The organism is Streptomyces sp. GMY02 (assembly GCF_019056675.1).
GTDB lineage: Bacteria > Actinomycetota > Actinomycetes > Streptomycetales > Streptomycetaceae > Streptomyces > Streptomyces odonnellii.
Genome location: NZ_CP077658.1, coordinates 2565995 through 2589182, shown reverse-complemented (window position 1 = coordinate 2589182; position 23188 = coordinate 2565995). Strand labels below are relative to the sequence as shown.

Here is a 23188-nt window from a genome sequence, read left to right as displayed (position 1 = left end):
CTCCTGCCGAGACTGGCACCGGTCGTCGCGGCCGGGATCAGATCCCTGAGGCGGGAGGACGACACCACCTGAGACGACCGGCCGGGGGCGGCAGCCACCGCCCCCGGCCGGCGGCCGGACGTTCCGGAACGGCCGGAACCCGGCCTCCCGCGAGAGATCGCGGTTTCCACACCAGGCGCAAGCCTATCTGAGGGGTACACGAAGGTGAAAAAGAAGAAGATCCTGATGGCCGTGGCGGGTGCGCTGCTCGTCGCGGGCACCGTCGGCACGTCCGCTTTCGCCGAGCCGAGTGGTACGCCGACCTACCGCCAGCTCTCCGGTGTGGGTTCCGACACCACCCAGGACGTGATGAACGGTCTGTCCCAGGTCGTCACCATCAATGGCACCAAGGTGATCGGTTCGTACAACGCCGTGGGTGGTGCGACCATCACCACGAAGGACCCCGCGGTCAACAACAAGTGCACCATGAACCGCCCGAACGGTTCCGGCGCCGGCCGTACCGCCCTGCTGAACTCGCTCCAGGCGGGCGACAACTGCCTGGACTTCGCGCGGTCGTCGAGCCTGAGCCTGGGCGCGGCCAACCCCGGCCTCACCTATGTCCCGTTCGCGGTCGACGGTGTCTCGTACGCGATCACGCCCTCCAGCGTGCTGCCGCGCAAGCTCACCCTGAACGACCTCAAGGCGATCTACCACTGTGACCCCGCCTTCGTGGGCAACGGTCCCAACTTCAACCTGACCGTCCTGCTGCCGCAGGCCGGCTCCGGTACCCGCAGCTTCTGGGAGTCCACGGTCGGCATCACCGACGCGGACGTCGTCGCCGGTGTGTACCCCTGCATCAAGGACACCAAGAGCGGTGCCCCGGTCCAGGAGCACGACGGCCGCGTGCTGGACGACAAGTCCATCGTGCCGTTCTCCATCGCGCAGTACATCGCGCAGAGCTCGCAGACCGTGGCCGACGTCCGTGGCCGCGCCATCCTCGGCTCCATCGACGGCAAGGCGTCCACCACGCTGAACAGCGACTTCGGTGTCAAGCGTGACGTCTACAACGTGATCCCGACCAGCAAGATCGGTACGGCTCCCTGGAGCACGGTCTTCGCCGGCTCGAACTCCCTGATCTGCCAGCAGACCGGTGTCATCAACACCTACGGGTTCGCCGCGAACCCGAACTGCGGCGACACCAGCAAGCAGACCCCCTGATCCGGAACCGGTAACCCGCACCCCTTACGAAGGAGATCTGACACCGTGTTCCTCCACAGACCCCGCCGTGCGCTGTCCGCGGTTCTCGCGGCCGCCACCGTGACGCTCGGGGCGGGCCTGATCGCCGCCCCGGCCGCCCAGGCCGCCGAGATCGGCACGCTCGCCATCACCCCGGCGACCGGCACCGACGAGACCGGCATGGGCTTCACCACCTCGGGCGCCTGCCCGGACACCGCCACGTACGTCATCGCTTCGGTCAAGGGCTCCGGCTTCCCGGCCGACGGCCAGAACGTGGTCGGCAACGCGCCGATCGAGACGTACAACACCACCCCCGAGGGCGGGATGGTCATCCCGCTGACCTCGACGATGCGCGACTACGCGAACATCGCCGGATTCAGCACCCTCCAGGGCAAGTACACCTTCACGGTCACCTGCCGCACCGCCTTCAACGGCACCAGCCTCGGTGACTTCACGGGCTCGGTCTGGTTCACGTCCAACACGGCGTACCAGACCAACGACCCGGACGTGAAGACGGACACCACGACCGCGCTCGCGGTCTCCCCGTCCGGCTCCACCGAGCAGGGCGACGCGGTCACCCTGACCGCCACCGTCGCCCCGGCGGGCGCCGCCGGCACCGTCCAGTTCCGTGACGGCGCCACCGCGCTGGGCAGCCCGGTCACCGTCTCCGGCGGTACGGCCACGCTGACCACGACGAACCTGGCGGCGGGCAGCCACTCGCTCACCGCCGAGTTCACGCCGTCGAGCACCTCGTACAACGGCTCGGTCTCCGCTGCCGTCACCCACCAGGTGAACGCCGCGGCCGCCAAGCCCACCACGACCGCGCTGGCCGTGTCCCCGGCGGACTCCGCCGAGCAGTTCAGCCCGGTCACCCTCTCCGCCACCGTCACGCCCGCGGGCGCGGCGGGCTCGGTGAAGTTCACCGACACCGTCGGCGGTACGGCCACGACCATCGGCACCGTGCCGGCGGCGGGCGGCCAGGCCACGCTGACCACCAGCAGCCTGGCTCCGGGCGAGCACTCGTTCACCGCGACCTTCGTGCCGCAGAACGGTGCCGCCTACCTCCCCTCCGACTCGGGCAATGTCCCGTTCACCGTCGGCGCGTTCGAGGGGGTGTCCACCTCGGAGGACATCACCACGACCGTCGAGGCCGGTGCGCTGGTCATCAGTGTCGAGGACCCGCACGTCGTCCTGCCCTCGCCGAAGCTCGACGCCAATGGCGAGCTGCTGACGACGGCGGGCGCGCTCAACCCGGTCACCCTGACCGACACCCGCGCCGGTAACCCGGGGTGGACCGTCAGCGGCCAGGTGTCCGACTTCTCCGACGGCGCGACCCACGCCATCAACGGCCAGAACCTGGGCTGGACGCCGAACGTCATCGACCACGTCTCCGCCCAGACCGTCACGGCGGGCGCGAAGGTCGACGCCGCCGCCGGCGCCGAGCCCTCGGACAGCGGCACCGCCGGGCTGAAGTCGTCCCACACCCTCGCCAACGGCAAGGGCCTGGGCACCTCGCACCTCGGTGCGGACCTCAGCCTGAACGTCCCGACGTCGACGGTGGCCGGCACCTACACCGCCACGCTCACCCTGACGGCCATCTGACCGTGCCGATCGCGCTGATCGCGCACCCCACGGTCGCGTGAGGTGGGCGGGACGGGTGCTCCTACCCGTCCCGCCCATCCGCCATGAACCTCCAACACCCCTGAAGAACGGCCCCGATCGGACGCCCCGACATGACCAGCTCCCTCCAGGCCCGCTCCCTGCCGGCCCCGCCGGCCCGCTCTGGCCAGGCCCGTTCCGCGCAGGTCCGCTCTGTCCAGGCCCGCTTCCTCGTGACCGCGCTGCTCGCCGGCGTACTCGCCTGCCTGCTCGTCCTCACCGCGGGCCCCGCCGCCCATGCCTCGGGCCCGGTGCGCGACAAGGGCGGCCGCACCACCTTCGGGGTGCAGCCCTCGGGCCCCAAGAAGCCGGACCGGCGCAGCGGTTACTCGTACAGCGCGACGCCCGGCGCGGCGGTCCGCGACCATCTCGCCGTCCTCAACTACGGCACCCGGCCGCTGAAGCTGAAGGTCTACGCGAGCGACGCGTTCAACACCGCCGACGGCGGGTTCGACCTGCTGGCCGCGGGGCGCCCGTCCACGGACGCCGGAACCTGGGTGAAGGTCGGCAAGGGCAGTGTGGTCGTGCCCGCCCGGGGGCGGGTCATCGTGCCCTTCACCCTGACCGTTCCGCGCGGCGCGGGGCCCGGTGATCACGCCGCGGGCATCGTCGCCGCGCTCTCCTCCGGCGGGTCCGGCGCCGACGGCGACCGGGTCGCGGTCGAGCAGCGTGTCGGGGCCCGCGTCCACATCAGGGTGGCCGGGGAGCTGAAGCCCCAGCTCACCGTGGAGAAGCTGAACGCCACCTACCACGGGACGGCGAACCCCTTCGGCAGCGGCTCGGCCACGGTCACCTACACCGTGCGCAACACCGGGAACGTACGGCTCGGGGCGCGGCAGACCGTACGCGTACGCAACGCCGTCACCGGCCCGGTGCGCGTCCCCGGTGTCCATGACATCAAGGAACTGCTGCCGGGCAACGCCCTCACCGTCACCGCCACCGTGCGCGGGGTGTTCCCCGCCATGCGCTCGACGGCCACGGTGACCGTCGACCCGGTCGCGGTCGGCGCCGACATCGATCCCGCGCTGCCCAGCGCCAACCGGTCCGCCGGTTTCTGGTCCGTGCCCTGGGCGCTGCTCGCGCTGCTGCTGGTCCTCGCCGTCTGCGCCGCGGTCTGGCTGACGCTGCGCCGCCGGCGCCGTACCCGTACCGCGCGCTCCGCCGCGTCCGAGTCCCACGCGTCCACCCCCTCCGTACCCACTTCCGTGTCCAGGAAAGAGAAGACCTCCATGCTCACCAAACGTTTCTTCGGTCCGGCCGCCGCCGCCACCGCTTCCCTGCTGGCCGCCGCGGGCGGCCTGCTGCTGCTCGGCGCGCCCGGCGCGCAGGCCGCCGACGCGGGCACGCTCACCGTGACCCCGGCCACCGGCAGCGATGTCTCGGGTCTGAACCTGACGGCCTCCGCCACCTGCCCGGAGCCCGCCGACTACCTGATCGTCAAGGTCAGCGGCAAGGGCTTCCCCGCCGAGGGCCAGAACGTCGTCGGCAACTCGGAGGTCAGCATCTACCCGGTCGGGACCGCCGGGTACGAGGTGCCGCTGACCTCGACGATGCGCGACTACGCGAACATCGCCGGGTTCCAGACCCTCGAAGGCCGCTACGAGTTCACCCTCACCTGCCGCCGTGCCTTCGGTGACGCGACGTACGGCGACTTCAAGGGCTCGATCTGGTTCACCTCGAACACCGCGTACCAGAACACCGACCCGGACGGGCCCTCCAGCTCGCCGTCCTCCACCCCGCCCGGCCCCTCGGAGAGCACCGACCCGAGCCCGTCCGACTCCGTGACCCCGGGCGACACGGCGGAACCGAGCGACACGGCCGAGCCGAGTGACACGACCGAGCCGACCGACGACCCGGGCACCGACGCCGGTACGACGGACGGCGGCACCACCGACGGCGGTACGACCGACGGCGGCACCACGGACGGCGGTTCGACGGACGCCGGTACGGACGCGGGCGCGGACAGCGGCTCCGGCGGCTCGACCGACGTCTCCACCGAGGTCACCTCCGGCGGTACGGGCGGCGCCCTCGCCAGCACCGGCGCCCAGGCGGGCATCTTCGGTGTCGCCGCCGCGGCCCTGATCGCCCTCGGCACCTTCGCCGTCGTCTGGGCCCGCCGCCGCGGACTGCTCACCTTCCCGAACGGCGGCCGGCGATGACGGCCCGCAGGACCCTGACCGCGCTCCTCACCGCCGCCGTCGCCTTCGGCGGTACGGTGCTGCTCGGCGCGCCCGCGGCACAGGCCGACTCCCTCGGCACCCTCGCCGCGGCCCCGGCCACCGGCAGCGACGTCTCACCGATGGCCCTGAAGACCTCGGGCACCTGCCCGGATCCCGCGGACTACCTGATCGTCTCGGTGACCGGCGCGGGCTTCCCCGCCGCAGGCCAGAACGTCGTCGGCAACTCGCCCGTCTCCATCTACCCGAGCGCGGGTTCCGGGTACGAGGTGCCGCTGACCGAGACCATGCGGGACTACGCCAACACCGCCGGCTTCAAGACCCTCCAGGGCCGGTACGAGTTCACCGTCACCTGCCGTCGGGCCTTCGGCTCCGACACGTACGGCGACTTCAAGGGCTCGATCTGGTTCACCTCGAACACGGCGTACCAGAGCACCGCGCCCGCGGTGGCGACGACGGCGTCCCTCACGATGTCCCCGGCCGGCTCCTCCGTCCAGGGCTCGGCGGTCACCTTCACCGCCAAGATCACCCCCTCGACGGCGCCGGGCAGTGTCCGCTTCTACGACGGCACCTCCCCGTACGGCCCGCCGGTCACCGTGACGAACGGCTCGGCGAAGCTCACCAGCACCGCCCTCGCGGCCGGTACGCACAGCCTCAAGGCACAGTTCACACCCGCGAACCCGGCGAACCACATCGCCTCGTCGTCCGCGGCCGTTCCGTACACCGTCAAGCTCCGCCCGCCGACGGTCACCACCGCGCCGAAGATCACCGGCACGGTCCGGGTCGGCTCCACGGTGACCTGCTCGGTGAAGTTCAGCGGCGCCACCACCGTCCGCCACCAGTGGCTGCGCGACGGCACGGCGATCAGCGGCGCGACCGGCGCGACCCGCGTCCTCGGCGCGGCGGACCGGGCGCACAAGCTGTCCTGCCGGCCCAGCGGGGTCAACAGCGGCGGCACCACCACCGCCACCAGCCCCGCCGTCACCGTCGCCACCGGCCCCGCGCTCAGGGCGACGACCGCACCGGCGATCAGCGGCACCGCCAAGGTCGGCAGCAAGCTCACCGCCAAGGCCGGCACCTGGACCCCCGCGGCCCAGTCGTACAGCTACGTGTGGAAGCGGGACGGCAAGGCCATCTCCGGCGCCACCAAGTCCACGTACACGGCGGTCAAGGCCGACAAGGGCCACAAGCTCAGCCTCACGGTCACCGCCGGGCGCGCCGGATTCGCCAACGGCTCCGCCACCAGCAAGTCAGTGACGGTGAGCTGACGGTGACCCAGGACACCCTGGAGCGCGTGGTCGGCGCTTCACCGGCCGGCCGGACGCCCGAGCGGCGTCCGGCCGGCCCGGCGCTGCGCGCCACCGGCGCCGCGCTGAGCATCCTCGCCGTCCTGCTGCTCGCGTTCGTCGCCAATCTGGGCCCGCTCGGCGATCTGCGCCACGGCCGGGACCAGAAGGTGGCCCACTCCGAGCTGCGCGGCGAGCTGGCCAACGCCACCGCGCCGGTCGGGCCGCGTGCCCAGAACGGCGAACCGCTGGAGCCCGGTACCCCCATCGCGCTGCTGGAGATCCCGCAGCTCGGACTGCGCACGGTGATCGGCGAGGGCACCACCTCGGAGGTCCTCGCCGCCGGGCCCGGCCACCGCAGGGACACCGTGTTCCCCGGCCAGCCCGGCGTCAGCATCGTGATGGGCCGTCAGGCCGCGTACGGAGGGCCGTTCGCGCACCTCGACGAGGTGCGGGCCGGCGAGACCTTCACGGTCACCACCGGCCAGGGCCGCCACACCTACCGGGTCCTCGGGGTCCGCAGGGAGGGCGACCCGCAGCCGCCCGTCCTCGGAGCGGGCCAGGGCCGGCTCACCCTGATCACCGGTGACGGCCGCGCGTTCCTGCCCGGCGGTCTGCTGCGCGTCGACGCGGACCTGGTCTCCGCGGTCCAGCCCGGCGCCGCTCCCCTCTACTCCACCGGCTCGCTGCCCGCTGACGAGAAGCCGATGGCGCTCCAGACCTCGGCGTGGCTGCCGCTGGTGCTCTGGGGCCAGGCCCTGGTGCTCGCCGCCGCCGTGCTGACCTGGATACGGGTCCGCTCGGGCCGCCGTGAGGCCTGGGTCGTCGGCGTTCCCGTACTCGGCGCGCTCGGGTTCGCCGTGGCGGACCAGGCCGCGCTCCTGCTGCCCAACCTCCTTTAACCCCCCCGCGACTTCGAAGGACACCGCCGTGACCGCCTCCCCTTCCGACACCCTTCCCCTGCCGCCGGCGGATGCCCCCGCGCCGGGCACCGCCGCCGAGCTGGAGGCGCGCAGCGTCTCGGCCTGGTTCGGCGACCACAAGGTGCTGGACCGGGTGTCGCTGACCATGCCGGCCGGCCGGGTCACGGCGCTGATCGGGCCCTCCGGCTGCGGCAAGTCGACCTTTCTGCGCATCCTCAACCGGATGCACGAGCTGATCCCCTCGGCCGCCCTCGCCGGTGAGGTGCTCCTCGGCGGCCAGGACATCTACGCGCCCGAGCGGCGGCTGACCGACGCCAGGAAGCAGATCGGCATGGTCTTCCAGAAGCCGAACCCCTTTCCGGCCATGTCCGTGTACGAGAACGTCACCGCGGGCCTCAAGCTCACCGGCGTCCGGCTCGGCCGGGACGCCAAGGACGAGCTGGTCGAGCACTGCCTGACCAAGGCGGGCCTGTGGAACGAGGTGCGCGACCGGCTGCGCCAGCCCGGCGGCGCGCTCTCCGGCGGCCAGCAGCAGCGGCTCTGCATCGCCCGCTCCCTGGCGGTCAGCCCGCGGGTGCTGCTGATGGACGAGCCCTGCTCGGCGCTCGACCCGACCTCGACCCGGCGGGTGGAGGAGACGATCAAGGAACTGGCCGGCGAGGTCACCGTGGTGATCGTCACCCACAACATGCAGCAGGCGGCCCGGGTCTCCGACCGCTGCGCCTTCTTCCTCGCCGAACAGGGCACCCCGGGCGGCATCGTCGAGCACGGAATCACCTCGGCGATGTTCACCAACCCCGCCGACCCCCGTACCTCCGACTATGTGAACGGCCGCTTCGGCTGAGCCCTTTGGCCGCGCTCCGGCCGTCCGCCGTGCGTGCGTTCGACGCGCGTAGTTGGTGGGGAAGGAACGCGGTTTCCCACGATTTCTCGTGATCCCTCCTGGTGACGATCTCGTGACCAAGGGGCAACTTCCTGGCGAATCATGTCGTCAGGTAGTCGTCCGGATCCCATGCGTCACGAACGTCTCACTAGGTTGCACCTGCTGCTCCTAGGGCCGTACCCGCGGCCCGCCTGGGACGAGTGGCAGGGGTGGGGTCATGGGATCGCCCGATGAGAGCGGGAGATTACGGAACGCCGCCGGCGTGCGCTGTCAGACCGACATCGACGCCGACGGCCGCTATGGATGGCGCGTCGTCGCACAGAACGGGCGGGTGGTCGCCGTTTCGGCAACCGCTTTCACCTCGTACGAGCGATGCCGCGCCTCCTTCGAGGAGGTGTGCCGACAGCACGCCGTACTCACCGGCGGCGTCCAGCACACGCAGGAGAACAACGGCTGGATGTGGGTAGTCAGGAATGAGGCGGGACAGCGCACCATAGTGTCCGCCCGGTCGTACGAACGGTACTCGACCTGTCGCGCCGCGTACGCCCGTTTCCGAGACCTGCTGCGGGAGTTGGGCGAAAGCGGCGAGGTCCCGTGGAGCGGGAGTTGATGCCTCATACGCACAGGAGTGTGGCCCTCTGTGCTTGGTTCGGGGGGTTTTCACACGTCACTCGCACACGTTTGTAACCGGAAGTTGCCTCTAGGGCGCCCCTTGTTCAGGTAAAGGTGCCCGCGTGTCAACCGCGTCCCGTGAGCGTCTTGGGTGTGCTGAGACGAACAAGGGAGCGAACTGTGGCCGTCGGACCGGCCGATGGGCCTGTCAGAAGCCACCCCGACGGGGTGGCCGCCATGGACAGTTCGCGCGCGCTGTACGCCGACCCCGGGCTGCCCGACCGGATCTTCCGGAGCGTGGCCCGAGGCGGCGGCGGCCTTGTGCTCGCCGTCATGCTGCTGGTCGGCGGATTCCTGCTGTACCGCGCCTGGCCCGCGCTGCACCGGGCCGGCTGGTCCTTCCTGACCACCGCGGCCTGGGAGCCGGACGCGGGCAATTTCGGTATCGCCGCGGTGATGGTCGGTACGGTCCTGATCGCCCTGGTCGCGATCATCGTGGCGGTCCCGCTCGCGCTCTGCGGGGCGCTCTACATCTCCGAGTACGCGCGGCCCGGCATCCGGTCCACGCTGATCAGCATCGTCGACCTGATGGCGGCGGTGCCCAGTGTGGTGTACGGGCTCTGGGGGCTGTTCTTCTTCGAGGGCGCGATCCTGCCGACCGCGCGCTGGATCGCCACCTATCTGGGCTGGTTCCCGCCGTTCAGCGTGGTCGGGGTCGACCCGCGCGATCCGCTGTCCACCGAGACCGTCTACACCTCCTCCACCCTGATCGCGGGCATCGTGGTGGGCCTCATGGTCGCGCCGATCATCTGCTCGGTGATGCGTGAGGTCTTCTCCCAGGCCCCGGCCGGCGAGCGCGAGGGCGCGTACGCGCTCGGCGCCACCCGCTGGGGGATGATCCGCAGCGTCGTCCTGCCGTTCGGCAAGGGCGGCATGATCGGCGGCACCATGCTCGGCCTCGGCCGCGCGCTGGGCGAGACCATCGCCGTCTACCTGATCATCTCGCCGGTCTTCGTGATCCAGTGGCACATCATCCAGAACGGCACCAGCTCGGTCTCCTCGCTGATCGCGCTGCGGTACGGAGAGGCCAGCCCCTTCGGCATGTCCGCGCTGATGGCCGCCGGCCTGGCGCTCTTCGTGGTGACCCTGATCGTCAACTTCGCCGCCTCGTCGATCGTCGCCCGCAGCCGCTCAGGCGCGGCGAGCGACGCCTAGCGCTTCCCGCCACGCGCCTCGCCGGTCCACCGCACGCCGACTCCAAGCCGCTTCTAAGGGGATCCACCCGCCATGACCCTCGCACCCGAGACGCCGCCGTCCGTGAAGGAGGAACGGCGCACCGTGCTGCCCGCGAGCCTGCCACGGCCCGTCGAGCCGGCCGGCGAGCGGCGGCGTTCCCTGACGCTGACCCGGGCCACGGACACCTACGCGCTGCTCGGCTCGGCCGCCGCGGCCATCGGTCTGACCGCCCTGCTCTTCGTCTGGCTGCTGCCGTTCAACGGCGTGGTCGGCTTCGTCCTCAGCGCCTACGTCCTCTTCCTCGCCCTGTACGCCCTGGTGGTCTCCTTCGACGAGGACGGGCCGACCGTACGGGACCGGATCGCCGGGGTCGTGGTCCGCAGCTTCGGCCTGGTCATGGTGGCCGCGCTGGCCTACGTGATCGTCTTCACGCTGTGGGAGGGCCGCAGGGCGCTGCCCCATCTCAACTTCTTCACCCAGGACATGATGCTGGCGGGCCCGCTCGACCCGCTGAGCGCGGGCGGCATCCTGCACGCCATCGTCGGCACGCTGGAGCAGATCACCATCGCGCTGGTGCTGACCGTGCCGGCCGGGCTGGTCTGCGCGGTCTTCCTCAACGAAGTGCCGGGACGCTACGCGCGTTTCGTCCGCACCATCGTCGAGGCCATGACCGCGCTGCCGTCCATCGTCGCCGGCCTGTTCATCTACGCGACCGTCATCCTCTCCCTCGGCACCGGGAAGTCCGGCCTCGCCGCCGCCCTCGCCCTCTCGGTGATGATGCTGCCGATCATCATCCGCGCCTCCGACGTGGTGATCAGGCTGGTGCCCGGCACCCTGCGCGAGGCCTCGTACGCGCTGGGCACCTCACGCTGGCGTACCGCCTGGCACGTGGTGCTGCCCACCGCGCGCTCCGGGCTGACCACCTCGGTGATCCTCGGCACCGCGCGCGGAGTCGGCGAGACCTCCCCGGTGCTGCTCACGGCGGGCTTCACCGCCGAGATGGAAGCCAACCCGTTCGACGGGGCGCAGGTGTCGCTGCCGCTCGCCGCCTTCGAGTTCGTCAAGTCGCCCGAACCCGCCATGATCGCCCGCGGGTTCGGCACCGCCGCGACGCTGATGGCCCTGGTTCTCCTGCTGTTCGTCCTCGCCCGCATCATCGGCGGTCGCGCACCGGGGCAGTTGTCGCGCCGTCAGACCCACCGGCGGGTGCTCGCCTCACGCCGCGACGCCGAACGCTTCGCCGCCCGTGCCGCTTCCCCCACAGCAGCCCGCGCGCAGACCGTACCGTCCGACACGTCCTTCAGGAGTTCCCCGTGAGACCCGCGACCGTCTCCCGTCTGGCCATGGGGCTGGCCGCGCTGCTCTGTGCGCTGCTGGCCGTCGGCCCGCCGCCCGCCATGGCGGCGACCTACCCGAAGATCAACGGCGCGGGCTCCACCTGGAGCGCCAACGCGCTCGACCAGTGGCGCCGCAATGTCGCCTCCAACTTCGGTATGACCGTCAACTTCGCGGCGACCGGATCGTCCAACGGCCGTGAGCAGTTCAGGAACGGTTCCGTCGACTTCGGCGTCTCCGAGATCCCGTACGGGCTCAAGGAGGGCGGTGTCACCGACACCCCGCCCACGCGCGGCTACGCTTATATGCCGATCGTGGCCGGCGGCACGGCCTTCATGTACAACCTGAAGATCGGCGGCAAGCGGGTCACGAATCTGCGGCTGTCCGGTGATGTCCTCGCCAAGATCTTCACCTCGAAGATCGACATGTGGAACGCGCCCGAGATCAGGGCGGACAACCCCGGCCTGACCCTGCCCGCCCGCCGGATCGTGCCGGTCGTACGCTCCGACGGCTCCGGTACGACGGCGCAGCTCACCACCTGGCTGGCCAAGGAACACAGCGCGACCTGGAACGACTTCTGCCGACGCGCCGGACGCGCCACCCCGTGTGGTCTGACCTCCTACTTCCCGGTGGTGCCCGGCACCTCGACGATCGCCAAGTCCGGCTCGCTCGGAGTCTCCGGCTATGTGAAGCAGAACCAGGCCGAGGGCGCGATCACCTATGTCGAGTACTCGTACGCCATCGCCACCGGCTTCCCGGTCGCCAAGGTGCTCAACGAGTCCAACTTCTACGTGGAGCCGACCGCTTCCAGCGTCGCCGTCGCGCTGCTCGACGCGGAGATCAACCCGGACAAGGGGTCGACGAACTATCTGACCCAGATCCTGGACGGCGTCTACAACTCCAGGGACCCCAGGTCCTATCCGCTCTCCAGCTACAGCTACATGATCATCCCCACCTCGCTGACCGGTGAGCAGAACCCGATGACCAAGGCCAAGGGCCTGTCACTCGGAACCTTCGCCAACTACTTCCTCTGCGACGGCCAGCAGATGGCCGAGGAACTGGGCTACTCGCCGCTGCCGAAGAACCTCGTCGAGGCCGGCTTCGCGCAGGTGAAACGGATCCCCGGCGCCCCCACCGACAAGATCAACATCAATAAGTGCCGCAACCCCACCTTCTCGGCGGACGGCACCAACACCCTCGCCAAGAACGCCCCGCAGCCGAGGGCCTGCGACAAGAAGGGCCCGACCCAGTGCGCCACCGGCACCGCCGGTGCCAAGGGCCAGACGACTCCGGTGAAGCCGGGGGCACAGGGCTCCAACGGCGGCTCGGGCAACGGCGGTTCGGGCAACGGCACGGGCGGTACGGGAGGCTCCGGCGGTACGGGCGGCTCCTCGGCCGGCACCGGCGGAGCCGCGGCCACGGGCGGCGCCACAGGCGGAGCGTCCGGCTCCCAGGACCCCTCCGCCACGGCGGCCGGCGCGTCCGGCGGGACGATCGACCCCGACACCGGCGAGCTGATCACCGGTGACGGCGCCGCCGGCGGCGGTGACTCGTCGGTCGTCGCCAACCCCGTCACCCTCGCCTCCGGCGAGGCGTCCGGGCTGCGCGGCGCCCTGATGGCACTCTCCGCGGCCCTGCTGGTCGGCGTGGTCATCGGCCCACCACTGACCGCCCGCGCACTGTCCGCCCGGGCCCGCCGCAGGGAGGGATCGGGATGAGCGTGCGCGACATGACTGTGTCCCGCCGGGTGACGGCCGGCATGGGAGCGCTGGTCGGTGCCCTGCTGCTGGCCCTGGTACCGCTGCCGTCGGGCCCTGCCGGGGCGGCGGAGGCACCGGTGGTACGGGCGGCGGACACCGAAGAGGACTCGGCGGTGACGAAGACGGGCAAGAAGGGCCCGTACGACGACTTCTCCGATCTCAAGGTGACGGTCCACCAGACCAGGAATCTACGCGCGCAGGGCGTCCAGGTGACCTGGACGAGCCATGAGATGCCGCCGTCCATGAAGTACATGAACTTTCTGCAGATCATGCAGTGCTGGGGGGACGGTACCGCGGGCCCCGAACGTGAACAGTGCGAGTTCGGAGCGAACAACGCGGGCGAGCGATTCATGGGCCTGCGGGCGCTGCCCACGGGCGCGGACCCCCAGGAGACGAAGTACACCGAGGACCCGGGAGGCGGCAACCCGTTCGTACCGTTCCGGCCGGTGGTGGGGGATCAGACCGACTCGCCCACCGACTGGACGTACTTCACCAACAACGACACGAATGCCCAGCCCTGGCTGCGCACGAGGCAGGACGGGACCGGCGAAGCGGTCTTCGAGGTGAAGACGGCGCTCGAAGCACCCCATCTGGGATGCGGTGAGGTCGACCTGGCGGCCGGGCGGACGACGCCCCGGCGGTGCTGGCTGGTGGTTGTCCCTCGTGGCACACACGATCCGGACGGTTCCAGCGATGTCGGCACGGGGCTCAGGACCTCTGGCCTGAGCCAGTCCAACTGGGACCAGCGGATCGTCTTCCCGATGGACTTCGGTCCGGTGGGCAACACCTGTGCTGCCGACAAGGTCGAGCGCCGCGTCATCGGCGCCGAGCTGCTGACCGACGCCATCACGTCCTGGCAGACCCGGTTGTGCTCGGGAGCCGACTCGCGCTTCACCTTCAGCCAGGCCGGCGAGGACTACGCACGGGGGCTCATCGAGAATCCCACGGCGAGTTCACCCGGGATGGGCATCACCGTGGCCCCGGTCGAGGGCGGGACGGATGTTGTGCACGCTCCCGTGGCTGTCAGCGCTCTCACGGTCGGCTTCTTCTGGGAGGACGGGGACGCCGGGCAGGTGCATGATCTCAAGCTCAATCCACGCCTGCTGGCCAAGCTGCTGACCGGTTCGTATCCCTATGACGTTCGGCTCGTCAGTTTCGAGCACCCAGTTCCGGACCACCTCGAAGGCAACGCGCTCTCCATCATTGTCGATCCGGAATTCAGAAAGCTGAATCCGTATTTCGACCGTGACGTGGCGCCCCAGCTCGGTCCTGACGGAATACTGCTTCAGGCCGCCAATTCGGATGTCAATTCTCTTGTGTGGCGCTATCTCCAGTCGGACGCCGATGCCCGGGAATTTCTGGAGGGAAAGCCGGACCCCTGGGGCACCAAAGTGAATCCCTCCTACCAGGGGCTGGAACTTGACAAAACCGCCCCGCTCGATTTCCCGAAGGCGGACCCGACCGAGACCGAGGTGTCGCTGGCCTTCGGCGATGGTGCGACAGGGAAGATCAAGTACGGGCAGCAGGAGCGGTCCCCCTACTCCAGCGACCTGCACAACGGGGCGCTGCGGATCCGGCGAGGCGCCAGCGGAGCGACCTTTGTTCCTGCCCAGGACCCGAGTTCTCCCAGCGGCGTCAAGCTGGTGGTATCGGACGCCGTCCCGGGAAGCCGCAAGGCGTACGGCATTGTCGACGCCGCGTCCGCGTCCCGCTACGGGCTGGATGTCGCCGCGCTTCCCAACGCTGACGGGGACTATGTCAAGCCGACGGCCGACGCCCTGCTGAAGGCCGTAGCCCGGATGCCCGACTCGGCCGTCAAGGGCGTGAAGGCGCCCACCCCGGCCACCGCGAAGGGCGGAGCCTATCCGCTGACGGCAGTCGCCTACGCAGCCACCCCGCTGGACCAGCCGGCGGACGCCCGCCGGGACTACGCGCGGCTGATCAGGTACGCGGCGGGTGACGGGCAGACGGCAGGCCTGGCGCCGGGTGAGCTGCCGCCCGGATACGCGCCGATGCCCAAGGCCCTGCGCGACCAGGCACTGGCCGCCGCCGACCAGCTGGAACGAGGCAAGCCGGCCGCCCCTGGCGGTGACGAGAGCGTTCCGGCCGGTGCCGGCGGCTCCGGCGGCGGCACCGATACGGCCGCTGTCGGCGGGCCCGCCGGGGATTCCGGCGGTACGGCGGCGGGGAGTGCCGGAAGCGAGGGAGCGGCCGGCGGCCCCGGTACGGACGCGCCCAGCGCCTCCGCCACCCCGGGCGCCGCGGCGTCCGGCGGCGGTTCCGGCCCTGGGAAGAGCGTCGCCGCGGCGGCCGGCGGGCTGACTCCCGGCGAGGTCCTCGGCATCATCCGCTGGGTGCTGCTCGGAGTCCTGGTCACGGGCGGTGCCGCCGCGCTGGCCGGTCCCGTACTCCTGAGGCTCTCGGCACGCCGGGCGGCGACGGGCGGCTCGGGATGACCTAGCGTTCCGTGGCACCGGAATTCCCGGAGCGGCGTTCCGCCCTCCGGGAATTTCGTGTCACCACTCGTGAATTCCCTAGGAGTCGCCTAGGAAATGCCCTCGTAACCTTTTCCTTCAATGGAGTTGGTGGTTCTCCGGCGGGAGAATAAGGAACTGTTCACGGTGTCGGCCGACGGGTCGACAGCTACGACAATCCGGATTCCTCTTGACCGTCCATTGCTCGTAATCCGTATACACGGAGGAGAACAGAAGTGAACGTCAAGTCCCGTATTCGCATGGCCGCCGCTGTCGGCGCCGTCGCCATGGGCCTGAGCCTTTTCGCGACTCCCGCGTCCGCCGACTCCGAGACCCGCCAGATCGTCGGCGTGGGTTCGGACACCACGCAGGACGTCGTCAACGGCCTGGGCGAGGTCATCCTCGACCCCAACGGCAGCCCGGACAACCAGCTCATCCAGTCGTACAACGCGACGGGCACCGGTTCGGTGACCTGCCGTGTCGGCGGCTCGATCGCTCGGCCGAACGGTTCCTCGGCCGGTATCGACGCGCTGCGCAACGACCTCACCAACACGAGCATCGACTGTGTCGACTTCGCCCGCTCCTCGCGTGGCCCGGTCGACTTCACCACGACCCGGCTGACCTGGGTTCCGTTCGCCAAGGACGCGGTGACCGTCGCGGTCCGTTCGGACAGCGCGCTCAACACCCCGGCGCTGAACCTGACGACGGCCCAGCTCAAGCTCATCTACACCTGCGACCCGAGCCTGCGGGTGCTCAACGGTGTCACCCTGACCCCGCTGCTGCCGCAGACGGGCTCCGGCACTCGGACCTTCTTCCTGGAGAAGATCGGCGTCACCGAGGCCCAGATCGGTTCCTGCGTCGACGGTACGGTGCAGGAGCACAACGGCCTGGCGCTGGACAGCGCCGGTGACATCGCCCCGTACTCGATCGCCCAGTACATCGCCCAGACCGGTGGCGTTGTGCCGGACCGTCACGGTGTCACGGTTCTCGGCAAGGTGAACAGTGTCGCGCCGCAGAACGCGGACGGCACGCTCAACGTGAACTTCCCGTACAACCGTGACGTCTACAACGTCGTGCCGACCGCCAAGATCGATGGCGGCACCACCCCCGACGACGCCGACCTGAAGAAGGCGTTCGTCGGCGGCACCTCCGACGTGTGCCTGCAGACCGACGTCATCAACGCCTACGGCTTCGGCACGATCGCCAACTGCGGCGACGTCAGCGTCAAGGCCGAGCGCTGATAACCGGGGCGGATGCCGGATCTCCGGCGCCGCCCCGGCCAGCACGCCCCACCGCGCCAAGGCCGGGCACCCACCGGGTGCCCGGCCCCGCACCTTATGACCATGACCCCCGCACCTCATGACCCGAGTACCGCGATCACGGAGGAGGAACCCGCAGTGAAGCTCGCGTCCGTCATCCGGTCGGCAGCCGTCACCCTCGCCGCCGCCCTCGGTCTGAGCCTGCTCACCACGCCGGCGTCCGGCGACCCAGGGCCTGGCGAGTACCGCCATCTCGTCGGCGTGGGCTCGGACACCACGCAGGACGTGCTCAACGGTCTCGGTGCGGTCATCGCCGACCCGGACGGCTTCCCGGACGACCAGCTCATCGCCTCGTACGACGCCACGGGACCCTCGCCCGTCAAATACCGCGCCGCAGGCTGTGAGTTCGGCGGCCGGGCCAATGGCTCGAGGCAGGGTATCTACATGCTGCGCGTCGCGATGCTCAACAACACCGGGTGCGTCGACTTCGCCCGTTCCTCGCAGGGGCCCACGTCGTTCGCAAGCACCACACTGACCTGGATCCCGTTCGCCAGGGACTCGGTGACCTTCGTCGTACGCAACGACAGCCCGCTCAACTCCGCCCCGGGTCTGGACCTGACCACCCAGCAGCTCCGCGACATCTATACCTGCGTCAAGACCAGGCACAACGCAGTCGACCTGACGCCGCTGCTGCCCGAGCAAGGCTCCGGCACCAGGAGCTGGCTGCTAGCGAAACTGGGCATGACCGAGGCGCATATCGGTGTCTGCGTCAGACCGTTCCAGGACAACGACGGCACCGCGCTGGACACCGCCGGTGACATCGCCCCCTACTCGATCGCCCAGTGGATCGCGCAGACCGGCGGCGTGGTGACCGACCGTCACGGCGTCACGGTCCTCGGCAACGTGAACGGCGTTGCCCCGCGTAACGCCAACGGCACCCTCAACGTCAACTTCCCATACGTCCGCGATGTCTACAACGTCGTCCCGACCGCGAGGCTGGCCGGTAACGCCGACCCGGACCCCGCACTCATCAGTGCCTTCGTGGGCCCCAACTCCCTGGTCTGTGCCCGGACCGGCGTGATCGCGCGGTACGGCTTCGCCACGCTGGGCTCCGCCTGCGGCAGCACCGCACTCCGGGGGAGAGCTGATCCTCACCTCTCGCTTCGACGACCAGGCCGGGCGCCCTTCAGGCGCCCGGCCCCACGGCGTATCCGAATCCGTGGCCCGGCCCCGAGCCGGGGCCACGTCTCCGTCCCTTCCGAACCGGCACCTGTGCCGCATACCGCGCCCCGTGCCCAACACCTACTAGGAGTAACGACCATGACACGCCTCGCGCGAGCGAGAACACTTCCGGCGCTGCTGATGTGCTGCGCCCTGCTCCTGGGTGCCGCCGCCGCTGTGCTCGGCACCGCGGCCGGCGCGAGTGCGGCCGGACGGCTGGGGGAACTGACCTTCAGCAAGACCTCGGGCAGCATCACCGACAATCCGCTGAGCCCGCGTATGTCCACGGACGCGGCGTGCCCGGCGGACCAGGGCCAAGTGCTGAGACTTTTCGTGGTGCATCCGACGGAGCCCAAGGAGTTCAGGATCGGCGAGGTGAAGGCGGGCGGCTACGACGCCGGACCCATCGACACCGATATGCCGGCGAGCATCGTTCTCTTCACCCTCTCCAAGGCTCTCACCGGCTGGTTCCCGGACGGGAACTACGACGGCACGTATGAGCTGAGGCTCGACTGCGTCAACCCCGTCAACGCCACGCTGCCCCGGTCCTTCTTCACCACGAACATCAAGATCACGGGTACCAACTGGGCGGTGGCCGAGGCCGAGGCCACGAGCGTCGCGCTGACGGCATCCCCGGAGAGCCACCCCGTACAGGGCACCGAGGTGACCTTCACCGCGACGGTGACACCTGCGACGGCGGCCGGTGAGATCACCCTGACCTCGGTGCGCGCCCCTGCCGATCCGGTCGAGCTCGGCAGGGCTACGGTCGAGAACGGCACTGCGGTGATCAAAACGTCTGCGCTGACCAAGGGCGTACAGGACATCAGGGCCCAGTTCACCCCGGCCGACCCCGACGCCTACGCCGCCTCGTCCGGGGAGATCAGTGGCTATACGGTTGAGGAGACCGGCCCCACGCCGACCGGCTCTCCGTCGCCCACCGGCTCCCCGTCGCCCACCGCCTCCGAGACCCCCGACGAGCCCGCCGACCTCGAAGTCGTCGACGCCGACGGCAACCCCCTGGGCGAGAACCCCAACCTGGAGGCCGGTCAGCAGGTCGCCATCACCGCCCGCGGCTACTCCCCGAACTCCGCGGTGAAGGTCGCCCTCTCCGACAGCGAGGCCGCCTTCGACGACGCCACGGCCGACGCCGAAGGCATCGTCCAGGGCTACGACTTCACCGTCCCCGAGGACATCGCCGACGGCGACCACACGCTGACGCTCGCCGAGGACAAGGCGGACGGCCACAGCGTCGCGTTCGCCTTCACCACCGGCGAGGTCACCGACCCGGACCCCACCCCCGAGCCCAGCGACAGCGCGAGCGAGGACGGCGGTACGACGGACGGCGCGACCGGTGGCGACACCGGCGGGTCGGACACCGGCGGTACGGGTGGCTCGGACGGCGGCAGCGGTGGCGGCGACGGCGGGTCCCTCGCCTCGACCGGTACCGGAGTCGCGGCGATCGGCCTCGGCTCGCTGGCCCTGCTCTGCGTGGGCGCCGCCTTCGTGGTCAGCGCGCGCCGCAAGGGTCTGCTGACCTTCGCCGCGCCGTCGGGCCCGGCGGGCGACTGACCCGTAACCCGGTAGGACGAGGGCTTCCGGGGGCGGGCGGTCAGCGCACCGCCCGCCCCCGGACCCGCGCCCGTACCCCGTTCCCGTAGCAGAACCGCACCCCCCACAACCAGACTTCGACCCAGACAGCGAGGAGCGCAGCCACCGTGGCCGTTCTGACATCGCCGCCGTCCGCCCCCGCGCCGGCCGGACCCGAGCGGCCCATCGAGCGCGGGAAAGCCGCTCCCGGCTCCGCACGCCCCGGCCCCGCACGCCCCGGCCTGGCGCTGGCCGGGGCCGCGTTGTGCGTGCTCGCCGCCGTGCTGCTCGGCTTCGCCGCCAACCTCACCGTCGTCGGCCATCTCAAGCACGCCCGCGACCAGCAGGTCCAGTACGACGAGCTGCGCAAGCAACTCGCCGAGGGCACCGCCCCGGTGGGCGGGAACGACAGCAACGGCAAGCCACTCGTGCTCGGTGCGCCCGTCGGTCTCCTGGACATCCCCGCCCTCGGCGTTCACGAGGTCGTCGGCGAGGGCACCACCTCGGGCGTCCTGATGTCCGGCCCCGGGCACCGCCGCGACACCCCGCTGCCCGGCCAGGCGGGCACCTCCGTGATCATGGGCAGGCTCTGGGGGTACGGCAGCCCCTTCGCCGGCCTCGGCCGGCTGCCCGAGAACGCCACGGTCACCGTGATGACCGGCCAGGGCAAGGCCGAGTACCGGGTCACCGGCATCCGCCGCGCCGGTGACGCGCTGCCCACGGCCGCCGACCCCACCAAGGGCAGGCTCACCCTGATCACCGCCACCGGCCCCGCGTACACCCCCTCGGGCGTGCTGCGCGTCGACGCCGAACTGACCTCGCCCGTCCAGCCCAGCCCGCCGCGCGACCGCCGCTCCGGCTGGATCGGCACCTCCGAAGAGGCGCTCAAGGGTGACAGCGGCGCCTGGCTCGCCGTCTTCCTCTGGACCCAGGGGCTCTTCCTGGCCGCCCTGCTCGCCGCCTGGGCCCAGCGCGTGTGGGGCCGCTGGCAGACCTGGATCTGCGCGCTGCCCGTACTGGCCGGCCTGGGGCTGGCCGTGGCCGGCGCCGCCACCCGCCTTCTGCCCAACCTGCTCTGAAATACCGGGAGTTGACCGACATGACCGCCACCACACCGGCCTCTGCCATACCGGCCTACACCGCTGACGCCGTGCGGCGCCCCGGGGCGGGCCCCGCCACCCTGGAGGCCGACAGTGTCTCCGCCTGGTTCGGTGACCACAAGGTCCTCGACCGGGTCTCGCTCACCATGCCCGCCAACCGGGTCACCGCGCTGATCGGCCCCTCGGGCTGCGGCAAGTCGACCTTCCTGCGCATCCTCAACCGGATGCACGAGCTGATCCCGTCCGCCGGGCTCGCCGGCCGCGTGCTGCTCGACGGCGGCGACATCTACGACCGGGGCCGCCGGATCACCCATGCCCGCCGTGAGATCGGCATGGTCTTCCAGAAGCCCAACCCGTTCCCGGCGATGTCCCTGTACGACAACGTCCTGGCCGGGCTCAAGCTCAACCGCATCAAGGCCGGCCGCGAGGGCAAGGACGACCTCGTCGAGGAGTGCCTCACCAAGGCCGGCCTCTGGCGCGAGGTCAAGGACCGCCTCCGCCAGCCCGGCGGCGCCCTGTCCGGCGGCCAGCAGCAGCGTCTCTGCATCGCCCGCTCCCTGGCCGTACGCCCCAGGGTCCTGCTGATGGACGAGCCCTGCTCGGCGCTCGACCCCACCTCGACCCGCCGGATCGAGGAGACGATCGCCGACCTCAAGTCCGAGGTGACGATCGTCATCGTCACCCACAACATGCAGCAGGCCGCCCGCGTCTCCGACTCCTGTGCCTTCTTCCTCGCGGAACAGGGCACGCCCGGCGTTATCGTCGAACACGGCGACACGGACGCGATGTTCGGCCGGCCGCAGGACACCAGGACGGCCGACTACGTCAACGGCCGCTTCGGATAGGGGCGTTGCCGTCGGCCCAGGGCACTGCCGACGCGCTTGCTGTACGGGCGGGACCGGCCCGTACAGCACGCTTCAGCCCGCCACGATCTCCGCGCGGTGCAGGATCAGCATGTCCGCCACCACACAGGTGATGTCCCCGCGCGCGTCCCGCCCCACCCACACCGGGTACGAGCCGTCGCCGCGCCCGCTGGGGAAGGCGATCAGCCCGCCGCCGCTGACCGGGTCCCGCCGTACGGTGATGCCGTCCTGCTCATGAGGGACGTCCGAGGCCCACTTCCCCGAGAGCAGCCGCTCGGCCGAGGCGTCCGCGAAGCAGCCGGTCCCGGAGCCCACGGCGAAGCCGTGGAACTCGCCGTCGCGCAGCAGCCGTACGTCCTGGCCGGGGCCGGTCGCCGGTTCCCAGTACGCGGTCGGGTTCTGCGACACGACGACCCGCGCCGCCACATACTCCTCGACGGGCCGCCAGTGCCCGGGCTGCTTGACCGGATAGGCGGCCACGGCGATCTCCACGCGGTAGCCGCCGGGCCGTAAGAACACGGTGGGCGCCCCGTCCGCGTCCCCGCCGTACGGATCGCACGCGATCAGGCACCCGCTCGGCAGCCGCAGCAGCCCCGCGTCGACGACGCGCCGTACGGCGTACCGGTCGGCGCGGTCGCCGGGCGGCGGCGTGAAACGGGCGTCCACCGTGAACATCTCGGCGAGGTGGCGCGGGCGCATGGGCCGGGGCGGGTGCCAGCTCCGTACCCCCGGCGAGCCCTGCGGATCGGCTATGGTCCGCAGCTCGACCGGCGCGGTGCGGTCGCCGGTCATCGTGGCCGCCACCTGCCCCCACTCGCCGAAGGCCGGCACCGGCTCCCAGCTCCGGTCCCCGGGCACCCGCACGACGGTGTGGCGCGCCGGGCCCGCGTCGCCGCGCGGCTCGCTCACCCGGCGGCTCGTGCCGTCCGGATGGAGGTCGATCCTGACCCGGCCCGCGCTGCCCGCGAATTCCGGCAACTCCGGGCTGCCGTACCGCCATTGGGCGAGCCGGCGCAGAAACAGCCGGTCGGGCCGCAGCCGCCGGATGTCGATCTCCCGGGTCCTGCGGCCCTGGTCGTCGTACGCCCAGATGCCGAGATAGCCGGCCGGCCGGTGCGCCCAGGCGATGTGCAGCACCGCGACCGGCTGCGGGCGGCCGGGGGTGCGCAGGATCACGGCGTACGGTGCCCCCGCGGCGTCCCGGGCCGCGGCGGCCCGGGGGCCGATCGGGCCGACGACCGTACGTGTCACCGGGTCCCAGTCCTCGCCGTACATCACATAGACGATCACGAGAGCCGCACTCCTCGTACTCCTCACCGCTCGCCGCCACCGAGGCGTCCGGGGGCGCCGGTGCGTCTGCTGCCGGGGGAACAGGTCATGGCCGAACCAGCGCACGGCTTCACGGAAACATCACACCCGCGCGCGGTGTGATGCTTTGGCGAGCGCTCGCGCTGTCCCAGGTGGGCCGTCTCGCGTCTGCCGCGAATGAAGTGATCAACTCGCGGACGAAGTCGCGGAGAAACCGGCACAGGGGGCATGGGCACGGTGAACGGTGCCGCGTCGTTACGAAGGTGACAGTGTGGTCAGCGGCGGGGGAG

The 23188-nt window shown here is 70.9% G+C and carries 16 protein-coding genes; 15 read left to right on the top strand and 1 reads right to left on the bottom strand.

The window, feature by feature from the left end:
• Positions 1 to 204: 204 nt before the first annotated feature.
• From KQY30_RS10745 to KQY30_RS10675, 15 genes are all read left to right on the top strand, one after another.
• Complete coding sequence (locus KQY30_RS10745) at positions 205 to 1197, top strand: hypothetical protein (RefSeq protein WP_217306635.1); 993 nt, start codon at positions 205 to 207, stop codon at positions 1195 to 1197.
• A 45-nt stretch (positions 1198 to 1242) separates the two neighbouring features.
• Positions 1243 to 2817, top strand: coding sequence for an Ig-like domain-containing protein (locus KQY30_RS10740; protein ID WP_217306634.1), 1575 nt, complete (start codon positions 1243 to 1245; stop codon positions 2815 to 2817).
• Positions 2818 to 2948: 131 nt separating this feature from the next.
• Positions 2949 to 5033 (top strand): hypothetical protein, encoded by a 2085-nt coding sequence (locus KQY30_RS10735; RefSeq protein WP_217306633.1) that lies wholly within the window; start codon positions 2949 to 2951, stop codon positions 5031 to 5033.
• A complete protein-coding gene (locus tag KQY30_RS10730) occupies positions 5030 to 6319 on the top strand; it encodes an Ig-like domain-containing protein (protein WP_217306632.1) in 1290 nt (429 codons plus the stop codon). The genes KQY30_RS10735 and KQY30_RS10730 overlap by 4 nt, the downstream gene beginning before the upstream one ends.
• A gap of 2 nt (positions 6320 to 6321) precedes the next feature.
• Positions 6322 to 7239, top strand: a complete 918-nt coding sequence (locus KQY30_RS10725; RefSeq protein ID WP_217306631.1) for a sortase — start codon at positions 6322 to 6324, stop codon at positions 7237 to 7239.
• Positions 7240 to 7339: 100 nt separating this feature from the next.
• Positions 7340 to 8104 (top strand): phosphate ABC transporter ATP-binding protein, encoded by a 765-nt coding sequence (locus tag KQY30_RS10720; protein ID WP_254407567.1) that lies wholly within the window; start codon positions 7340 to 7342, stop codon positions 8102 to 8104.
• A gap of 256 nt (positions 8105 to 8360) precedes the next feature.
• Positions 8361 to 8753 carry a hypothetical protein gene (locus KQY30_RS10715; RefSeq protein WP_217306629.1) on the top strand — a complete coding sequence of 131 codons (393 nt, stop codon included), beginning with the start codon at positions 8361 to 8363 and terminating at the stop codon, positions 8751 to 8753.
• A 239-nt stretch (positions 8754 to 8992) separates the two neighbouring features.
• A complete protein-coding gene (pstC, locus tag KQY30_RS10710) occupies positions 8993 to 9970 on the top strand; it encodes a phosphate ABC transporter permease subunit PstC (RefSeq protein ID WP_217306628.1) in 978 nt (325 codons plus the stop codon).
• 72 nt (positions 9971 to 10042) lie between these two features.
• Positions 10043 to 11308, top strand: coding sequence for a phosphate ABC transporter permease PstA (pstA, locus tag KQY30_RS10705; protein WP_217306627.1), 1266 nt, complete (start codon positions 10043 to 10045; stop codon positions 11306 to 11308).
• Entirely contained in the window at positions 11305 to 13044 is a 1740-nt protein-coding gene (locus KQY30_RS10700; protein ID WP_254407060.1) for a phosphate ABC transporter substrate-binding protein PstS, read from the top strand. The genes pstA and KQY30_RS10700 overlap by 4 nt, the downstream gene beginning before the upstream one ends.
• Positions 13045 to 13055: 11 nt before the next feature.
• Positions 13056 to 15542 carry a hypothetical protein gene (locus tag KQY30_RS37105; RefSeq protein WP_217306626.1) on the top strand — a complete coding sequence of 829 codons (2487 nt, stop codon included), beginning with the start codon at positions 13056 to 13058 and terminating at the stop codon, positions 15540 to 15542.
• Between the two features lie 254 nt (positions 15543 to 15796).
• On the top strand, positions 15797 to 16801 hold the full coding sequence (locus KQY30_RS10690; RefSeq protein WP_217306625.1) for a substrate-binding domain-containing protein: 1005 nt from the start codon (positions 15797 to 15799) through the stop codon (positions 16799 to 16801).
• Positions 16802 to 16903: 102 nt separating this feature from the next.
• Positions 16904 to 19609 carry an Ig-like domain repeat protein gene (locus KQY30_RS10685; protein WP_217306624.1) on the top strand — a complete coding sequence of 902 codons (2706 nt, stop codon included), beginning with the start codon at positions 16904 to 16906 and terminating at the stop codon, positions 19607 to 19609.
• A 146-nt stretch (positions 19610 to 19755) separates the two neighbouring features.
• Positions 19756 to 20706, top strand: a complete 951-nt coding sequence (locus tag KQY30_RS10680; protein ID WP_217306623.1) for a sortase — start codon at positions 19756 to 19758, stop codon at positions 20704 to 20706.
• Positions 20707 to 20726: 20 nt separating this feature from the next.
• On the top strand, positions 20727 to 21572 hold the full coding sequence (locus tag KQY30_RS10675) for a phosphate ABC transporter ATP-binding protein (protein WP_217306622.1): 846 nt from the start codon (positions 20727 to 20729) through the stop codon (positions 21570 to 21572).
• A gap of 72 nt (positions 21573 to 21644) precedes the next feature.
• On the opposite strand, the gene KQY30_RS10670 is transcribed toward KQY30_RS10675, so the two are convergent.
• Positions 21645 to 22880 (bottom strand): DUF4241 domain-containing protein, encoded by a 1236-nt coding sequence (locus KQY30_RS10670; RefSeq protein WP_217306621.1) that lies wholly within the window; start codon positions 22878 to 22880, stop codon positions 21645 to 21647.
• Between the last annotated feature and the right edge of the window lie 308 nt (positions 22881 to 23188).